The 15,401-nt window shown below is 37.3% G+C and carries 17 protein-coding genes; all 17 read right to left on the bottom strand.

All coding sequences use genetic code 11. The features are described from left to right. Nucleotides 1-56: 56 nt before the first annotated feature. The 17 genes from fabZ to atpA all read right to left on the bottom strand — a co-directional run bounded on the left by fabZ (nucleotide 57) and on the right by atpA (nucleotide 15,393). Nucleotides 57-479 carry a 3-hydroxyacyl-ACP dehydratase FabZ gene (fabZ, locus tag DES48_RS04930; protein WP_113867331.1) on the bottom strand — a complete coding sequence of 141 codons (423 nt, stop codon included), beginning with the start codon at nucleotides 477-479 and terminating at the stop codon, nucleotides 57-59. A gap of 451 nt (nucleotides 480-930) precedes the next feature. Continuing rightward, complete coding sequence (locus DES48_RS04925; protein WP_113867329.1) at nucleotides 931-1,239, bottom strand: DNA-directed RNA polymerase subunit beta; 309 nt, start codon at nucleotides 1,237-1,239, stop codon at nucleotides 931-933. A 40-nt stretch (nucleotides 1,240-1,279) separates the two neighbouring features. After that, nucleotides 1,280-2,110 (bottom strand): flagellar hook-basal body protein, encoded by an 831-nt coding sequence (locus tag DES48_RS04920; RefSeq protein ID WP_079710604.1) that lies wholly within the window; start codon nucleotides 2,108-2,110, stop codon nucleotides 1,280-1,282. A gap of 29 nt (nucleotides 2,111-2,139) precedes the next feature. Then, entirely contained in the window at nucleotides 2,140-2,967 is an 828-nt protein-coding gene (locus DES48_RS04915) for a flagellar hook-basal body protein (RefSeq protein ID WP_079710603.1), read from the bottom strand. A gap of 143 nt (nucleotides 2,968-3,110) precedes the next feature. Next, nucleotides 3,111-4,112, bottom strand: a complete 1,002-nt coding sequence (gene mreB / locus DES48_RS04910) for a rod shape-determining protein (protein WP_079710602.1) — start codon at nucleotides 4,110-4,112, stop codon at nucleotides 3,111-3,113. Between the two features lie 207 nt (nucleotides 4,113-4,319). Continuing rightward, on the bottom strand, nucleotides 4,320-4,598 hold the full coding sequence (gene spoIIID, locus DES48_RS04905; RefSeq protein ID WP_079710601.1) for a sporulation transcriptional regulator SpoIIID: 279 nt from the start codon (nucleotides 4,596-4,598) through the stop codon (nucleotides 4,320-4,322). A gap of 255 nt (nucleotides 4,599-4,853) precedes the next feature. Next, nucleotides 4,854-5,012: a hypothetical protein gene (locus tag DES48_RS15875; RefSeq protein WP_170126165.1), complete on the bottom strand. Its 159-nt coding sequence runs from the start codon at nucleotides 5,010-5,012 to the stop codon at nucleotides 4,854-4,856. Nucleotides 5,013-5,032: 20 nt separating this feature from the next. Continuing rightward, on the bottom strand, nucleotides 5,033-6,061 hold the full coding sequence (locus DES48_RS04900; protein WP_113867327.1) for an AimR family lysis-lysogeny pheromone receptor: 1,029 nt from the start codon (nucleotides 6,059-6,061) through the stop codon (nucleotides 5,033-5,035). A gap of 178 nt (nucleotides 6,062-6,239) precedes the next feature. Continuing rightward, entirely contained in the window at nucleotides 6,240-7,133 is an 894-nt protein-coding gene (spoIIQ, locus tag DES48_RS04895) for a stage II sporulation protein SpoIIQ (RefSeq protein WP_113867325.1), read from the bottom strand. Between the two features lie 94 nt (nucleotides 7,134-7,227). Beyond that, complete coding sequence (spoIID, locus tag DES48_RS04890) at nucleotides 7,228-8,271, bottom strand: stage II sporulation protein D (protein WP_113867323.1); 1,044 nt, start codon at nucleotides 8,269-8,271, stop codon at nucleotides 7,228-7,230. A 202-nt stretch (nucleotides 8,272-8,473) separates the two neighbouring features. Then, nucleotides 8,474-9,784 carry a UDP-N-acetylglucosamine 1-carboxyvinyltransferase gene (murA, locus tag DES48_RS04885; protein ID WP_113867321.1) on the bottom strand — a complete coding sequence of 437 codons (1,311 nt, stop codon included), beginning with the start codon at nucleotides 9,782-9,784 and terminating at the stop codon, nucleotides 8,474-8,476. Nucleotides 9,785-9,819: 35 nt separating this feature from the next. Then, nucleotides 9,820-10,530, bottom strand: a complete 711-nt coding sequence (locus DES48_RS04880) for a YwmB family TATA-box binding protein (protein WP_113867319.1) — start codon at nucleotides 10,528-10,530, stop codon at nucleotides 9,820-9,822. Nucleotides 10,531-10,624: 94 nt separating this feature from the next. Then, nucleotides 10,625-10,855, bottom strand: a complete 231-nt coding sequence (locus tag DES48_RS04875) for a DUF1146 family protein (protein ID WP_079710595.1) — start codon at nucleotides 10,853-10,855, stop codon at nucleotides 10,625-10,627. A 196-nt stretch (nucleotides 10,856-11,051) separates the two neighbouring features. After that, on the bottom strand, nucleotides 11,052-11,453 hold the full coding sequence (locus tag DES48_RS04870; RefSeq protein ID WP_079710594.1) for a F0F1 ATP synthase subunit epsilon: 402 nt from the start codon (nucleotides 11,451-11,453) through the stop codon (nucleotides 11,052-11,054). A 73-nt stretch (nucleotides 11,454-11,526) separates the two neighbouring features. Continuing rightward, entirely contained in the window at nucleotides 11,527-12,927 is a 1,401-nt protein-coding gene (gene atpD, locus DES48_RS04865) for a F0F1 ATP synthase subunit beta (RefSeq protein ID WP_113867317.1), read from the bottom strand. A 29-nt stretch (nucleotides 12,928-12,956) separates the two neighbouring features. Beyond that, on the bottom strand, nucleotides 12,957-13,823 hold the full coding sequence (gene atpG, locus DES48_RS04860) for an ATP synthase F1 subunit gamma (RefSeq protein WP_079710592.1): 867 nt from the start codon (nucleotides 13,821-13,823) through the stop codon (nucleotides 12,957-12,959). Nucleotides 13,824-13,884: 61 nt separating this feature from the next. Beyond that, on the bottom strand, nucleotides 13,885-15,393 hold the full coding sequence (gene atpA / locus DES48_RS04855; protein ID WP_079710591.1) for a F0F1 ATP synthase subunit alpha: 1,509 nt from the start codon (nucleotides 15,391-15,393) through the stop codon (nucleotides 13,885-13,887). Nucleotides 15,394-15,401 lie beyond the last annotated feature (8 nt).

Below are 15,401 nucleotides of genomic sequence, written 5' to 3'. Positions count from 1 at the left end.
AAGTTTGCGAAATAATTCCACCAAATAGAATAGAAAAAGGAGATTTTTATAAATTTTTATTTAATGGCAAACATAATTTCTGCTTCACATGCAAGTTCTCCATCAACCGTAGCTGTGGCTTTTCCTTTTCCAACTGGGCCTTTTAAGCGCGTGATTTCCACTTCTAAACGTAATTGGTCACCTGGTTTTACTTGACGTTTAAATCGACATTTATCAATCCCAGCTAAGAAACCAATTTTGCCCTTATTTTCTTCTTTATTAAGGATTGCGACAGCTCCTGTTTGAGCTAACGCTTCTACTATAAGTACACCTGGCATTACTGGATAATCGGGAAAATGTCCTTGAAAAAAAGGTTCATTAATGGTGACATTTTTCTTCCCTACCACACGTTTTTCACCATCTAACTCTGTAATTTCATCAACTAGTAAAAAGGGATAACGATGTGGGATGGTATCTTTAATTTGTTGAATATCTAACATATTCTACACTCCTGTCTTTTGCATTGATTATTTTTATTAAAGTTACACAAATTTCATAATTGAATAGTTGATTAAAAACACGAACGATATTTCAGAATAAATGTAGCGCGCCTACTCCGTTCAGTCAGCAAATGGGGTCGCTTTCCGAAGGCTTGAAAGACATGGGTCAGTTAAACGTTGTCACACGACGTGACGGTTTTTGTCTAAGCTTCCTTCTTCAACAAAAGTGGCTCTTCGGTTGATGTGTTTCCTTCAGGATAAGGAACGCTTCGGCAGCGAATCATCGCACGAAGAAAATAGCTTTTTATTTTCAAGGAGTCTCCCCATTTGCTTTCTTCACTTATTTGTAAAAAACATTTTAAAGTTTGTGTTTTATAAGTGTGAATGCAATGATGAAATTGATACAAGTTAAGTGTTTAATGCGAAAAAAAGTCAACCATTATAAAAATGATTAACTTTCTCCATTAACAATGTCTATAATATGTTGCCACGTCTTTAACTCTAATACGTCCATTGGTTGACCATCACCAAGAATGCTATAACCAACAACCAAACCAATGATTAACGCCAATAAAGCAAGCAAGAGTACAACAATTATGCGAAGCCAAATCGGAAATACCCTTCGAATTGGTTTCTTGTGTTGTTTTTTTTCTTCTTTCAGCTTTTTCCTGCTAGCTTTTTTTTGTTCTTTTGTCATTTTTTCTTGCTGTTGTTTCGTTATATTATTTTGCTTTGTTTCATTTGATTGTGTGGATTGCATGTCTTGGTAACTCCTTATTTGCCTATTTCATTCAAGTGACTTAACGCAATTGGTTAACTAGCCCTCTCATTTGATCATGCATTGAAATCGTTCTAGCATTCAATTGATAAGCACGCTGCGTTTCTAACATACTCGTCATTTGACCGGCTAAATTCACATTTGAGCTTTCTAAAGAACCTGATTTCAAAGCAATATCCCCAGCAGCAACATCTTGAATAATGTCACCTTCATTATAAGCAGCATCCGTAATATCAGGTAAACGAAATTGGTTCTTTCCTGCTGACTCAAGGAATTGTGGTCGCACAGCTTCGACTATATCCAATTGGCCTTCGATAGCAGTTTGTCCATTTCTTGTTACTTGAATTGCTCCGCTATCAGTAATTGAAATGTCTTCCATGCCTTCTGCTAGCCTTATTGGCCCATCTTCACCAATAATTGGAAAACCATCACTGTTTGTTAGCATTAATTGACCATTTTCCATCGGGTTGAGGTACAATGCACCATCACGTGTGAAGCGGCGCTCGGTTACGCCGTTTTCGGTAACATCGACTTGGAATAAATGATTATCTTCTAATAGCGCAACATCTAATCCGCGACCGGTTTGTTTTAATGATCCCATTGATAAATCAACTTTTGTCTGACTAACTTTTGCACCGGAACCTAACCGAATACCATCTGGTGTTACACGACCAACTGCATTTGCTTCCTCATCACTTAGATTATTAATTTGTTGAAATAATAACGAAGAAAAAGATGCAGACCGTGACTTGTAACCTGTTGTATCTAAGTTAGCCATGTTATGACCAACCACATCTAATTTATTTTGCAATTCTCGCATGGTTACTGCAGCTTGCACAGCCATTCGATTCATTACTTACACATCCTTTTTAGTTCGTAGTATTATGTTAAACGAGCAATTTGGTTTACCGCTTTATCCATGCTTTGATCGTATGCTTGTAACACTTTTTGATTCGTTTCAAATAGTCGATACGCTTGCATCATATCTGTCATCGTTTGGACTGTATCTACATTTGAAGTCTCAACATACTTTTGCTGTATGTTAAACGTAACAGCAGCATTTTCACGAGCGTTTTCCAACGCTTGCCCATCTTCACCTAAAGCAAACAATCCTTGTCCCTCTTTTACTAAATCATTCGTGTTGGCACTATATGCCACACCGACAGGAATTGCTTGTGCACCTACTTGTAAAATACCATCATTGTTAACGGTAAAAGTTTGCCCATCTGTTTCGATTGGATTACCAGCTTGATCTAGTACATAAAATCCTTCGCCTGTAGTAAGAAATCCATCACCATTAACTGTGAAATTCCCATTTCTCGTATAACGCACGTCACCAGCATCGTTTTGAACAGTGAAAAATAGTCCACCTGTCTCATCTGGCAGTGTTCCATTAACTAACGCCATATCAGTCGTTAATCCCGTTTCTCTTAAGGAACCTTGCTTAAAGTCAGGTATCGTTTCTTGGACATAGACACCTGTATTAATGGAACCAATTTGCCGTTGTTGCGGTACATTAAAACTACCAGTTGCTGTGTTAATTTCTTGTTTCCCCATGCGTTGGATCAAAAGTTCTGGAAATGCTCTTACAGTTGCTTGATCTTGTTTGTATCCTGGTGTTTGTGCATTAGCAATATTATTAGACAAAGTATCTTGCCTGCGTTGTTGCGCCATCATTCCACTTGCCGCTGTATAAAATCCTCTAAGCACGATGGTTGCTCCCTTCTATTACAACAATGTTGATGTGATATGTTCTTTACGTTGTCTATTAAACAAAAAATGCGAGGAATATGTATAACAATCGTAATTCCTACAATTTTTGCAATAAAGACGTGGTTTTTTGTATAACCGTTTTAAACGATACTTCTTTTTTCTATTTTATCAATATTCTCTAGCATAATGCCAGTACCTTTTGCTACACAATGCATAGGTTCTTCTGCCAAAAATACCGGAACTTTCAATTCTTCTGACAATAATTGGTCAATACCGTGTATTAATGCGCCTCCACCAGTTAGAATGACGCCACGATCAATGATATCAGCAGATAACTCTGGTGGTGTTTGTTCTAATACTGTTTTGGCAGCTTGAACAATTAATCCTACTGATTCACGCAAGGCTTCTTCAATTTCAGCAGAATGAATGGTTATCGTGCGAGGCAGACCCGTTACCATATCACGGCCGCGAATATCAATTGACTCTTCACGAGCGCCTTTAAATACAGTTGCAACGTGCACTTTGATATCCTCTGCTGTGCGTTCTCCAATTAATAATTTGTATTTACGTTTTACAAAGTTTAGAATTTCAACATCGAATTTGTCACCAGCCATTTTAATGGATTGCGCTGTAACAATGTCACCCATAGACAATACTGCAACATCTGTTGTTCCCCCACCAATATCAACTACCATATTTCCGCTTGGTTGAAAAATGTCCATACCTGCGCCAATAGCTGCTACTTTAGGCTCTTCTTCTAAGTAAACTTTTTTGCCACCTGACTTTTCTGCTGCTTCTTTAATTGCCTTTTGCTCTACTTTGGTAATATTTGTTGGACAACAAATTAACATGCGTGGCTTGGAAAAGAAACCTCGCACATTGATTTTGTTAATGAAATATTTCAGCATAGCTTCGGTTACATCAAAATCAGCAATAACTCCGTCTTTTAATGGTCGAATTGCTTCAATATTTCCAGGAGTTCTCCCTACCATTTTTCTGGCTGCGTCCCCTACTTCTAGTACACGTCCATTTGTTCGATCCATCGCAACAACAGATGGTTCATCTAGTACAATACCTTTTCCTTTAACATGTATTAATACATTTGCTGTTCCAAGGTCAATCCCTATATCCCTAGAAAACATACTTTAGATCCTCCCTAATTCATCATCAAATCCTGAATTTTTCCGTAAATATGCATATTACTTCTAATTATATATATTATCACAAATTTGGAAGTTGCGTTAACTATTTTTTAATGTTAGTGACCATTTTATTTATGAATATTGAATTAAAGTGTTTTTACTAACCATTTTAATAGTTGTTCACAAAGGAAGGACCTACTATGTATGTCATGTTTTTAACAGCTGTTCTACTTCTTGCTTGGTTACTTTATATTTCATTTTTGTCGCTTCACCACCTCGTAGATGTCGAATGGCTTTATGATGATCTAGGATTTCTTTTACTTCCACAGCCAATTCAGGATTAATCGTTGGCAACCGTTCAGTAAGATCTTTATGCACGGTGCTTTTTGAGACACCAAATTCTTTCGCAATCACTCGAACGGTTTTCTTCGTTTCCAACGTATATTTTGCAATTCGAAGCGCTCGTTCTCTAATATAATCATGCACGTCACTAGCCTCCTGTTGTCTGTCCAAGGTGTTACGAGACATGAGCATGAATGTTATAAAGTAAAATGGAAAAATCGAACGATGAAAGCTAGTCTAATCAATAAAGAACGTATGGTGTCAAACCTTAGACTTCTTGATTGGGTTTGTATCAGTTTATTAGGGGGACAAGTTGAATATGAACAAAATTACAGAAAACGAAGAATGTTACTTTAAGATAAAAAAAAAGAAGCCCTTATAATAAGGGCTAAACAAAGCTTAGGGTCCACTACCGTGGCCAGGATCATTCATCATAATACTTACTTTTGGTGTGCTCTGATCTTTATTCTCTAAAGAAGTTTGATCTACTGCAGATACAATTGATGTTGAAGTTAATATAACTAGAGTTAGAAATATACCAATGATTTTTTTCCTCAACATTTACCCTCCTCATTAATTTATATTAACTGAGAATTATTTAATACCGTTAACGGAAGGCGAGCAAAAAAGTAATCACTCCGTTTTTCTATAAAATCATTATAGGAGCTAAGTAAGTATTTTCGATCTTGATAAGCTCGTCCTAAATAATATTTCGTAAATGGTGTCACCTCAGTTAATTGTGATAATAACTGTTGAGCCTGTTTAAAATTGTTTCGAGCTAAGTGCAGATGGGCTTGCTCACTAATATCATCTGTCTCTACCTGATCTAGTCGATTAAAGTGTGCACAAATAAATGGATAATTTTGATTTTCAATCATATGAAGTAATTGGTGTTGTTGATAATGTCTAGCTATTTCTCTTGCTTCTATCAAATGATGCAAACTTGATTCAAAATCATCAAAAATATAAGTTAAACTTAAATTAATGTGAATGTTAGCTTTTCTATTCTGTATGTTGACTTTGTTTAGTATTCGAAAACCATACTTTCTAGCGAGCACAACCTCATTTCGCTTCCAGTAAAATAAAAATAATAATTCATCTAAAAATAAATTATAGATAGACACAAGTAGAGGATTATTGACTTGATTAATTATAGACACCAAATCTTCTAGTAAATTCCCAATTTTACCATACATAAATGTATTAAAGTAGAGACTTATTACTTTTATGCCTATTATAGCTTTTAATTCAGGCTCATCATCTTGTAAACGAAGAAGTTTAGCCAGTATCATATGGTGGGGACTTCGAGCAAAAGTTTCATCTAGGATTAATTCAAAAACAGTTACCCATTTTTGATTTGTTTGATCTTGAGTTGCTTTATTTTTTTCAACGAGTACTCCCAAATCTAAATAAAACCCACACTGATACAGAAAGACCATACCAATTCGCATGTCTTCTAGATTCGAAGTCATTAAACAAAAATCTTTTGCTAGTTCAAGTGCTACTTTTTCATCATAATTCACTCTAAGCAAATCTACAAATTCATGTAACCGTAAATGTTGATAGTCCTCCACATTTAGTTTGGGGAAAGAGTTATCACGAATCAAGATATTCCCCTCCTTCCAAAACTATCTATTAAATATATTATTACATATTTTTCTTTTTTTTCAAGAGTTTTTTACTACTTAATCTGCTTTTTTACTATAAATAGTACAAAAGTAATTGTTGAATTAGTAGATTATACTAGAAAAAGAGCACCCACTTGCTTGGGCACTCTTTCTCGGTTTACGTATTAGTTGTCGCTCTAGAAGATTCACGATCTTTAGTTGAAGCATCTTGGTCGCTAGTTTCTTCTGAATTTGAAGTCTGATCATCCGCTTTTTCTGACGGTACTGTAGATGAGTTATCCGTTTGTGTTGACGAGGTGTCTTCTGTTGTTGCTTCGTCATCTGTACTCACTTTTTCATCCTGCTCGTCAGTCACTTTAATATCAGCAACCGACTGGTTAATAAACTTCTCTGGATCAACCGCCTGATCATCTTTGCGAATTTCAAAATGAACATGGATACCACTTGCTTGACTGAATGTGTTCTCACCAGCTAAACCTAATTCTTCTCCTTGGGTAACTTCATCGCCTGCTTTTACTTGTACATCATCCAAGCTTGCATAATGAGTTGTTATTCCATTCTCATGTTTCATTTCAACTACATTACCTAGCATTGGATCTTCTCTAACGTCTGTTACCTCTCCGCTTAATGAAGCCACAACTGGGAATGTTTTATCTGTTGTTGAAGCAATATCTATACCTTTGCTTTGATAATATTTATTGTCGTATAGAACGAGTGCTTGTTCTTGCTCTTCTGCTGAATTATTGTAATCATAGAATTTAGTTGCGATCTCCGTTTGTGCTTCTTCTGTTACAGGTAGTTTAAGAACTTCGGCTTGATTTACGACTGGATCTGAGTCTTGGTCAAAATCTGCTAAGTTGTCACGAGCATTATCTACTTGTGGTCCAGTATCATCTGTTGCTTCAGGAATTTGGTTATTTAGATTTTGATACCATAAAACCCCAGCTAGCATTAGTGCTGCAACGGATAGATAAACAGCAGGGAAAAACCATTTCTTTTCGAAGATACGTTTCCATTTTGGTTTTGAAACGTTACGATTATCTTCTTTCATTTTCACATCACCTCAGCAACCATTCTGATCAAAAGAGGTGAGTTATATACATTCAAAGTGAAAAAATTTATTATTATATGTTATTTTTCATTAATTATTTACGAACGACTAATTTTGGTGTGGTATCTTCAATAGAAGCTACCTTTGTCCCTTGGTAATAATAACTGATGATCTCTTGATAACTTTTTCCTTCTTTCGCCATTCCGTTTGCTCCATATTGACTCATACCAACGCCATGACCGTAACCTTTGGTTGTAAAAATAAGATAATCATTTTTAGCAGTTACTTCGAAATCTGTAGATCGTAGTTCTAGTTTCTCTCGAAGATCTCTACCTGTAAAAGTTTTGCCACCTATTTCAATTGTTTTGACACGATTGCTTTCGGTTTTTGTTACCGGCAGGGTAGCATTTGTGTTTGAAATAGTCACACCTAGTGCCTTTTCCACTTCTTTTAAGGTAATTGTTTTCTGATCTAAAAATTTTGGAGAATCTTCATCCCATGGGCTTGCGACACTTTTTAAATAAGGTAAGGAGTTTTCCCAATAATCTTCAGCATTTTCCGTGTACCCATTACTGGTAGAGAAAAAAGCAGGTGTAATTGGTTGCCCATCATAAGTGATGATTTCTCCGACCGTTTTTGCAACAGCCTGTTTAATTTTTTTTATTTTCCATTGATAATCATTCCCCCACGCCTGCTTTAGCTCTTGTTCATCTTTATATACTTGGTGTTGTACAGTATCTGTTACCTGTTGTTCCTCACCAGCATGAGCTAAATAGTTAACGATATACGTTCTTGCTGCTAGTGCTTGCGCTTTTAATGCTTCTAATTCAAAATCAGCAGGCATTTCCGAAGCTACTACTCTTGTCACATAGTCTTCTAAAGGGACGGTTTCGTTCTGATTGGATGATGTTCGTAAAACTTCTACCGAAAACGCAGAGTCCTTCTCACTTAACGTTGGTGTCGACACTGCTCGTTGCTCTGGTTGGTCAACAGATACTTTTTTTTCTGATGTTTGTAGCGTTTTCGGAGCTACAATAAGTGTAGGTATGACCAAAATCAGTATTAGTAATAGAGAAAACCCCATAAGACTCCCTTTTTTCCAGTTTGCTGTTTGTTTTCTTTTACGGTAAGGATGCATACCGTTCCTCCTTTGCATAAATACAAATAATCTCTACTAAATACTTTATACAAGAGCTCAGAATAGTAGAACGAAAAATATTTTTCTTATGCTTGGAGAAAAGCCATGCTATAGTTTTTATGCATTTGTTTGTGAGATAAACACCAATTGTATAGTGCTGGACGTAAAAAAGAATGCCTTTGTGAACAAAGGCATTCTTTTTTCATAGTGCGGATAATCTTTGATTTTCTATTGTGTCTAGCATTGCTTCGTCTGCATCATCTACACGTTCAATGTCCGCGCCTAATCGTGCAAGTTTTCCAGCGATATCTACATAACCACGATCAATATGATTTAACGCTGTGACTCTAGTATAACCTTCAGCATTTAGACCTGCTAGAATAAGAGCAGCACCTGCGCGTAAATCAGTCGCTGCCACCTCTGCGCCTTGCAAGGTTATTGGGCCTTCAACAATAACACTGCGACCCTCAATTTTAACTTTTGCATTCATTCTACGAAATTCTTCGACATGCATAAATCGATTTTCAAAGACTGTTTCCGTAATCACGCTAGTTCCAACAGCATTTAGCATTAATGCCATCATTTGTGACTGCATATCTGTTGGAAAACCTGGATGCGGTAACGTTTTTAAATCCGTTGGTTTTAATTGTTCTGGGCCAATAACACGAAGCCCATCTTCTTCTTCAAAAAATTGCACACCCATTTCTTCCATTTTTGAGATCAGTGAACGCATATGTTCACTCTCTGCTCCCTTAATTAACACATTTCCACCAGTTATTGCTGCAGCTACCATAAAAGTCCCTGCTTCAATTCGGTCTGGAATAATAGTATGCTCCACACCGTGTAATTGCGGAGCTCCATCAATTTTGATCATTTCTGTGCCTGCACCAATTACTTTCGCACCCATCTTGTTTAAGAAATTTGCTAAGTCAACTATTTCTGGTTCTTTTGCTGCATTCTCAATGACTGTTCTTCCTTCTGCTAATGCGGCTGCCATCATAATATTTTCAGTAGCCCCTACACTAGGAACATCTAAATAAATTTTTGCCCCTTTCAGACGTCCTTCCGAAAATACTTCGACATAACCATTTCCTACATGAACTTTTGCACCCATTGCTTCGAAACCTTTTAAGTGAAGATCAATTGGTCTCGAACCAATTGCACAACCACCAGGCATTGCTACTTTTGCATGACCAAAACGAGACAGCATTGGCCCCAAAACTAACACCGATGCACGCATTTTTCGAACATATTCAAATGGAGCTTCCGTAATTAATGGTTTTACTGCATTAACAGTTATCGTATTGTCTTGAAATTGAACAGATGCATTCATGTTGTGTAGTACTTCTTTCATGGTAACTACATCAGCTAAAGCTGGAACATCATGAAGTACGCTTCTTCCCTTACTTGCCATTATGCTTGCTGCGATAACAGGTAGCACTGCATTTTTTGCACCTTCTACTTTGACTGTGCCTTGCAACTTCCTGCCACCGCTGACGATGATTTTTTCCAAGGTCCATTCTCCTCTAAAGTCCAGTTTCTATATTATTAATATTCAGTCGTTAGGATAGGTGTTCCTATTGTGATCATTGTTTTTTCTTTATCCACTTGACGAGCGGCTAATTGAATATTCATTTGCTCATTTTCCATTGGAATAGATGTATCCCACTTTTTTGTGTAACCAGAAAGCACAGTAAAATCCGATTCTCGTAATTTATGTACTTGTTGAACATTCAAAAAACCTTGTAATCTGTTTAAAAAATAAACACTATTTATTTTATCATCAAGTACTGTCGAAGCACAAGTAAATTTTGTCACTTTATCCGTAAAAATATCTTTTAATAATGCATGCACATTGCTCTCTTCAACCCACTTATCTAATGACGTATCGCCTGTTAATGTGTAGATCACATCTGCTTTAGAACTATTTTTACCCACCACAATAATAATAGATTCGCTTTGGCTTGAAGAATGCTGAGGGTTCCATTTTAATTTTTTTGCTTGATTCGTATATTCTACTTCCATTTCTCTATCAGGAAATAATTGTTTAATAGATTTTATGGTGGAAGTTAATTTCTCAACCTCTACTTGCTCCCGCAATTGTAATTGCCACTGCTGTATAGTATGGTTATTGGCTTGAAACGCTTTTTCTAAATCTTTTAATTCTGCCAAAACTTGATGATGTGCGCTTAATGTTTCTAGATGAAATGTTACAGACGATAATAAAATAAAAGTTATAATGATTACTTTTTGTTTCATAAAAAAATCCCCCTTTGTTTTTATCACCAGTATGCTCGTTTTCTACATGTGATATACAAAGAGAGATTCGTCAAATTCCTACATAATCATCCAATTAAAAAAGATTAGTGATTTGCTGTGACCACCTAAAGAAGTCTAAAACAAAGTTACTCACTGTCGTTCCTATTGCAATAGTAACAAAAATGATCAGCACTTTTGCTTCGAAAGTTCGCATCTTCTTAAATATAGGATCAAGGCGTAGCGATTGAATGACTTGCCAAGTTATAATAATAAAAATAAGATGTGAAATCATGCTTATTAAGGCTTGTTGTCCTATTTCGAGCATGGGATGATCCTCCTTGCGTTTCTATTTGCTATTTCCCGGGAAATAACGACATCAAACGTAATAACCAAAAAACCTTGATTTCAACATTTTACGTTTGATTTCTCCAATTATTCTCTAAGAAAAAAGACTTTAATACCATTACAGCACTAAAGTCTTTTAAGCATTACCATTTTATCATACATGTCTAGTAATTTCTTTAACGTTTTTCAACTATATCAAGTCGATTTAATGCACGTTTGAGTGCATATTCTGCCCTTCTGAAATCAATATCATCTTGTTTAGCTTTTAGACGTCTTTCGGCACGCTCTTTTGCTTTGCGTGCACGCTGAACATCAATATCGCTTGGTGATTCAGCTGATTGCGCCAAAATAGTTACTTGATTATTACTTACTTCGATAAACCCGCCACTAATCGCTACTCGAATTGTTTCGTTATTACGCTTCAAACGCACAGCACTAATAACTAACGGCGCAACCACAGGGATGTGGTTTGGCAAGATACCTAGTTCACCACTTTGCGCTTTACAGCTTACCATTTCATATGAATCTTCCAGAATAGGGCCATCAGGAGTGACAACACTCACCGTTAATGTTTTCAACGTAACCCCTCCTTGGGCCAAAATCAAACATTTCTAATGGCCATTGCCATTGTAAATAGATATTCTTGTTAAATTAAGCCAACTGTTTTGCTTTTTCAACAACTTCTTCAATCGTCCCTACTAATCGGAACGCGTCTTCTGGAAGATCATCGTATTTACCATCTAAAATTTCACGGAAACCGCGCACTGTTTCTTTTACAGGTACATAAGAACCTGGTTGGTCTGTAAATTGCTCAGCCACGTGGAAATTTTGTGATAGGAAGAACTGAATACGACGGGCACGTGCTACAGTTAATTTATCCTCATCAGAAAGTTCATCCATACCTAAAATAGCGATAATATCTTGTAATTCTTTATAACGTTGTAATGTTTGTTGAACATCACGTGCTACATTATAATGTTCTTCCCCAACTACTTCAGGGTCAAGTGCACGTGAAGTAGATGCTAATGGATCCACCGCTGGGTAAATCCCTTGCTCTGATAACTTACGGTCTAAGTTTGTTGTCGCATCCAAGTGCGCAAATGTTGTTGCTGGTGCTGGATCCGTATAGTCATCGGCTGGTACATAAATCGCTTGAATAGATGTAACGGAACCTTTGTCTGTTGATGTAATACGTTCTTGCAATTGACCCATTTCGGTTGCTAATGTTGGTTGATACCCAACGGCTGAAGGCATACGCCCTAGTAAGGCAGATACCTCTGAACCTGCTTGGGTAAAACGGAAAATGTTATCAATAAACAATAACACGTCTTGCCCTTCTTCATCACGGAAATATTCCGCCATGGTTAGTCCAGTCAATGCGACACGCATACGCGCACCTGGTGGCTCATTCATTTGTCCGAACACCATAGCTGTTTTGGTGATAACGCCAGAGTCTTTCATTTCATAATAGAGGTCATTTCCTTCACGCGTACGTTCACCTACACCCGCAAATACAGAAATACCACCATGTTCTTGAGCGATGTTATTAATCAATTCTTGGATAAGTACGGTTTTACCAACACCCGCACCACCAAACAAACCGATTTTACCACCTTTAATATAAGGTGCTAATAAGTCAACTACTTTGATCCCTGTTTCTAGAATTTCTGTTTCTGTTGCTAGATGCTCAAAGTTTGGTGATTCACGATGAATTGGATCACGACGAATATCCTGTGGTAATTTTTCATCTAAATCGATTTCTTCACCTAACACATTAAACACGCGTCCTAATGTTTCATCACCAACCGGAACAGAGATTGCTGCACCTGTATCTTCTACTGTTGCTCCACGTCTAATACCTTCTGTAGATGACATGGCAATGGTTCTAACTGTGTTATCACCTAAGTGTAATGCTACTTCAAGGGTAAATACGGTATCACTTGTATCATCTGGATAAACTAACAACGCATTGTATACTTCTGGAAGGCGATCGTCATCGAATTTAACATCGACAACAGGTCCCATAATTTGTGTTACTCGCCCTTTACTCATCTCATTTCCCTCCTAACATGCTTTTTCTGCTACTCTTGTGCTGCTGCTCCACTAACAATTTCAGTGATTTCTTGTGTGATTTCAGCTTGTCGCGCACGATTATATTGCAACGATAGATCATCAATAAGTTCGTTTGCATTATCAGTTGCATTTTGCATGGCAGTCATACGTGACGCATGCTCACTTGCTTTACTATCCAATAATGCACCATAGATTAAACTTTCGGCGTACTGTGGTAGTAACGTGTGTAATATTTCGGTTTCATTCGGTTCAAATTCATACATACTCTCCAGTTTTTGTTCACCTGGTTGATTAATCTCTGTTAAAGGAAGTAATTTTGTTGAAACAACTTCTTGTGAAATCGCACTAACAAAGTGATTATACACGATATTTAACTCGTCAATTTCTTCATCAATGAACAGTTGAACAGCTTCAGAAGTTAAATCTTGAATATCTGAAAAAGATGGTTGATCCGATAAACCAATAATTTCATTCATAATCGGAATATTACGTTGTCTAAAAAAGTCACGGCCAATTCTACCAATCACGATCACCGTGTATTCATCTGATGATTGGTGATTTTCTTGAATGGTACGGTAAACTTTTCGTAGTATCCCACTGTTAAATGGACCTGCTAGACCACGATCTGATGTAATCACGAAATAAGCTGTTTTCTTTACTTCGCGATGTGTCAGCATAGGATGCGCATTTTCATCCGCTCTACCCGCAATATGGTGCACCATTTCTTGTATTTTTTTACTATATGGTACAAACGAAGTAGCATTATCCTGTGCTTTATTTAATTTGGAAGCAGATACCATTTGCATTGCATTCGTAATTTGTTTTGTTTTCTTCGTAGACGTAATTCTAGTTTGAATGTCTCTTAATGACGCCACAACAAGTCAGCCCCCTTTCCAATAAGGTTCTGGGTCTATTTCAGCAAAAATTTACTTTAAGCTATTGTGAAACTACAAATTGTTGTTTGAAATTCTCAATCGCTTGATTCATTTGTTCTGATTCAGCAAGCTTACCAGTTTCACGGATTTTAGCTAGTATATCTGTATGATTTGCATCTAAGTAATCAAATAGTTCAGCTTCAAAACGAGTAATATCTTCCACTGCAACATCGTCTAAATAACCATTAACAAGCGAATAAATAATCATTACTTGTTTTTCAACGACAATCGGCTTATGCAAACCTTGCTTTAATACTTCAACCGTACGAGCACCTCGGTTCAATTTCGCTTGGGTTGCTTTATCTAAATCAGAACCAAATTGCGCAAATGACTCTAATTCACGATAAGAAGCTAAATCTAAACGCAACGTACCAGCGACTTTTCTCATTGCTTTGATTTGTGCAGATCCACCTACACGGGAAACCGACAGCCCAGGATTGATCGCTGGTCGAACCCCTGAGAAGAAGAGGTCTGATTGTAAGAAAATTTGTCCGTCTGTGATCGAAATTACGTTTGTTGGAATGTATGCAGAAATGTCACCTGCTTGTGTTTCAACAAATGGTAGCGCAGTTAAAGAACCGCCACCTTTCGCATCACTTAATTTCGCTGCACGTTCTAGTAAACGGGAGTGTAAATAGAATACATCCCCTGGGAATGCTTCACGGCCTGGTGGTCGTTTAAGTAACAAGGAAAGTTCACGATAAGCTGTTGCTTGTTTACTCAAGTCATCATAAACCACAAGCACGTGTTTGCCGTTATACATAAACTCTTCACCCATCGATACACCAGCATAAGGAGCTAAGTATTGAAGTGGTGCAGGTTCTGATGCACCAGCACTAACGACAATCGTATAATCTAGCGCGCCATAACGACGGAAAACTTCTGTTGTTGCACGAACAGTTGAATCTTTTTGTCCAATAGCAACATAAATACAGATCATATCTTGATCTTTTTGATTTAAGATGGTATCAACCGCAACGGTTGTTTTACCTGTTTGACGGTCACCAATAATTAACTCACGTTGACCACGACCAATTGGAACTAGTGCGTCAATCGCCTTAATCCCTGTTTGAAGTGGTTCATCAACTGATTTACGATCCATTACACCAGGTGCTGCCGCTTCAATCGGACGTGTTTTCGTTGTTTCCGCTGGACCTTTCCCATCAATCGGTTGACCAAGTGGGTTAACCACGCGGCCTAATAACTCTTCCCCTACAGGTACTTCCATGATTCGTCCGGTACGTTTTACTTGATCTCCTTCACGGATATCCGTATATGGACCTAAAATAACAATACCAACGTTTGTTTCTTCTAAGTTCTGAGCTAAGCCCATCACACCATTAGAAAATTCAACAAGCTCTCCAGACATTACATTATCAAGCCCGTGCGCACGTGCGATACCATCACCAATCTCAATAACTGTACCAACATCACTGACTTCGATGTCTGCTTGATAATTTTCAATTTGCTGTTTGATCAGCGCACTGATTTCTTCAGCTTTAATGCTCATGTCAACTC

It is taken from the genome of Paraliobacillus ryukyuensis, from assembly GCF_003315295.1.
Taxonomy (GTDB): domain Bacteria; phylum Bacillota; class Bacilli; order Bacillales; family Amphibacillaceae; genus Paraliobacillus; species Paraliobacillus ryukyuensis.
This window is presented reverse-complemented; position numbering and strand designations above follow the sequence as displayed.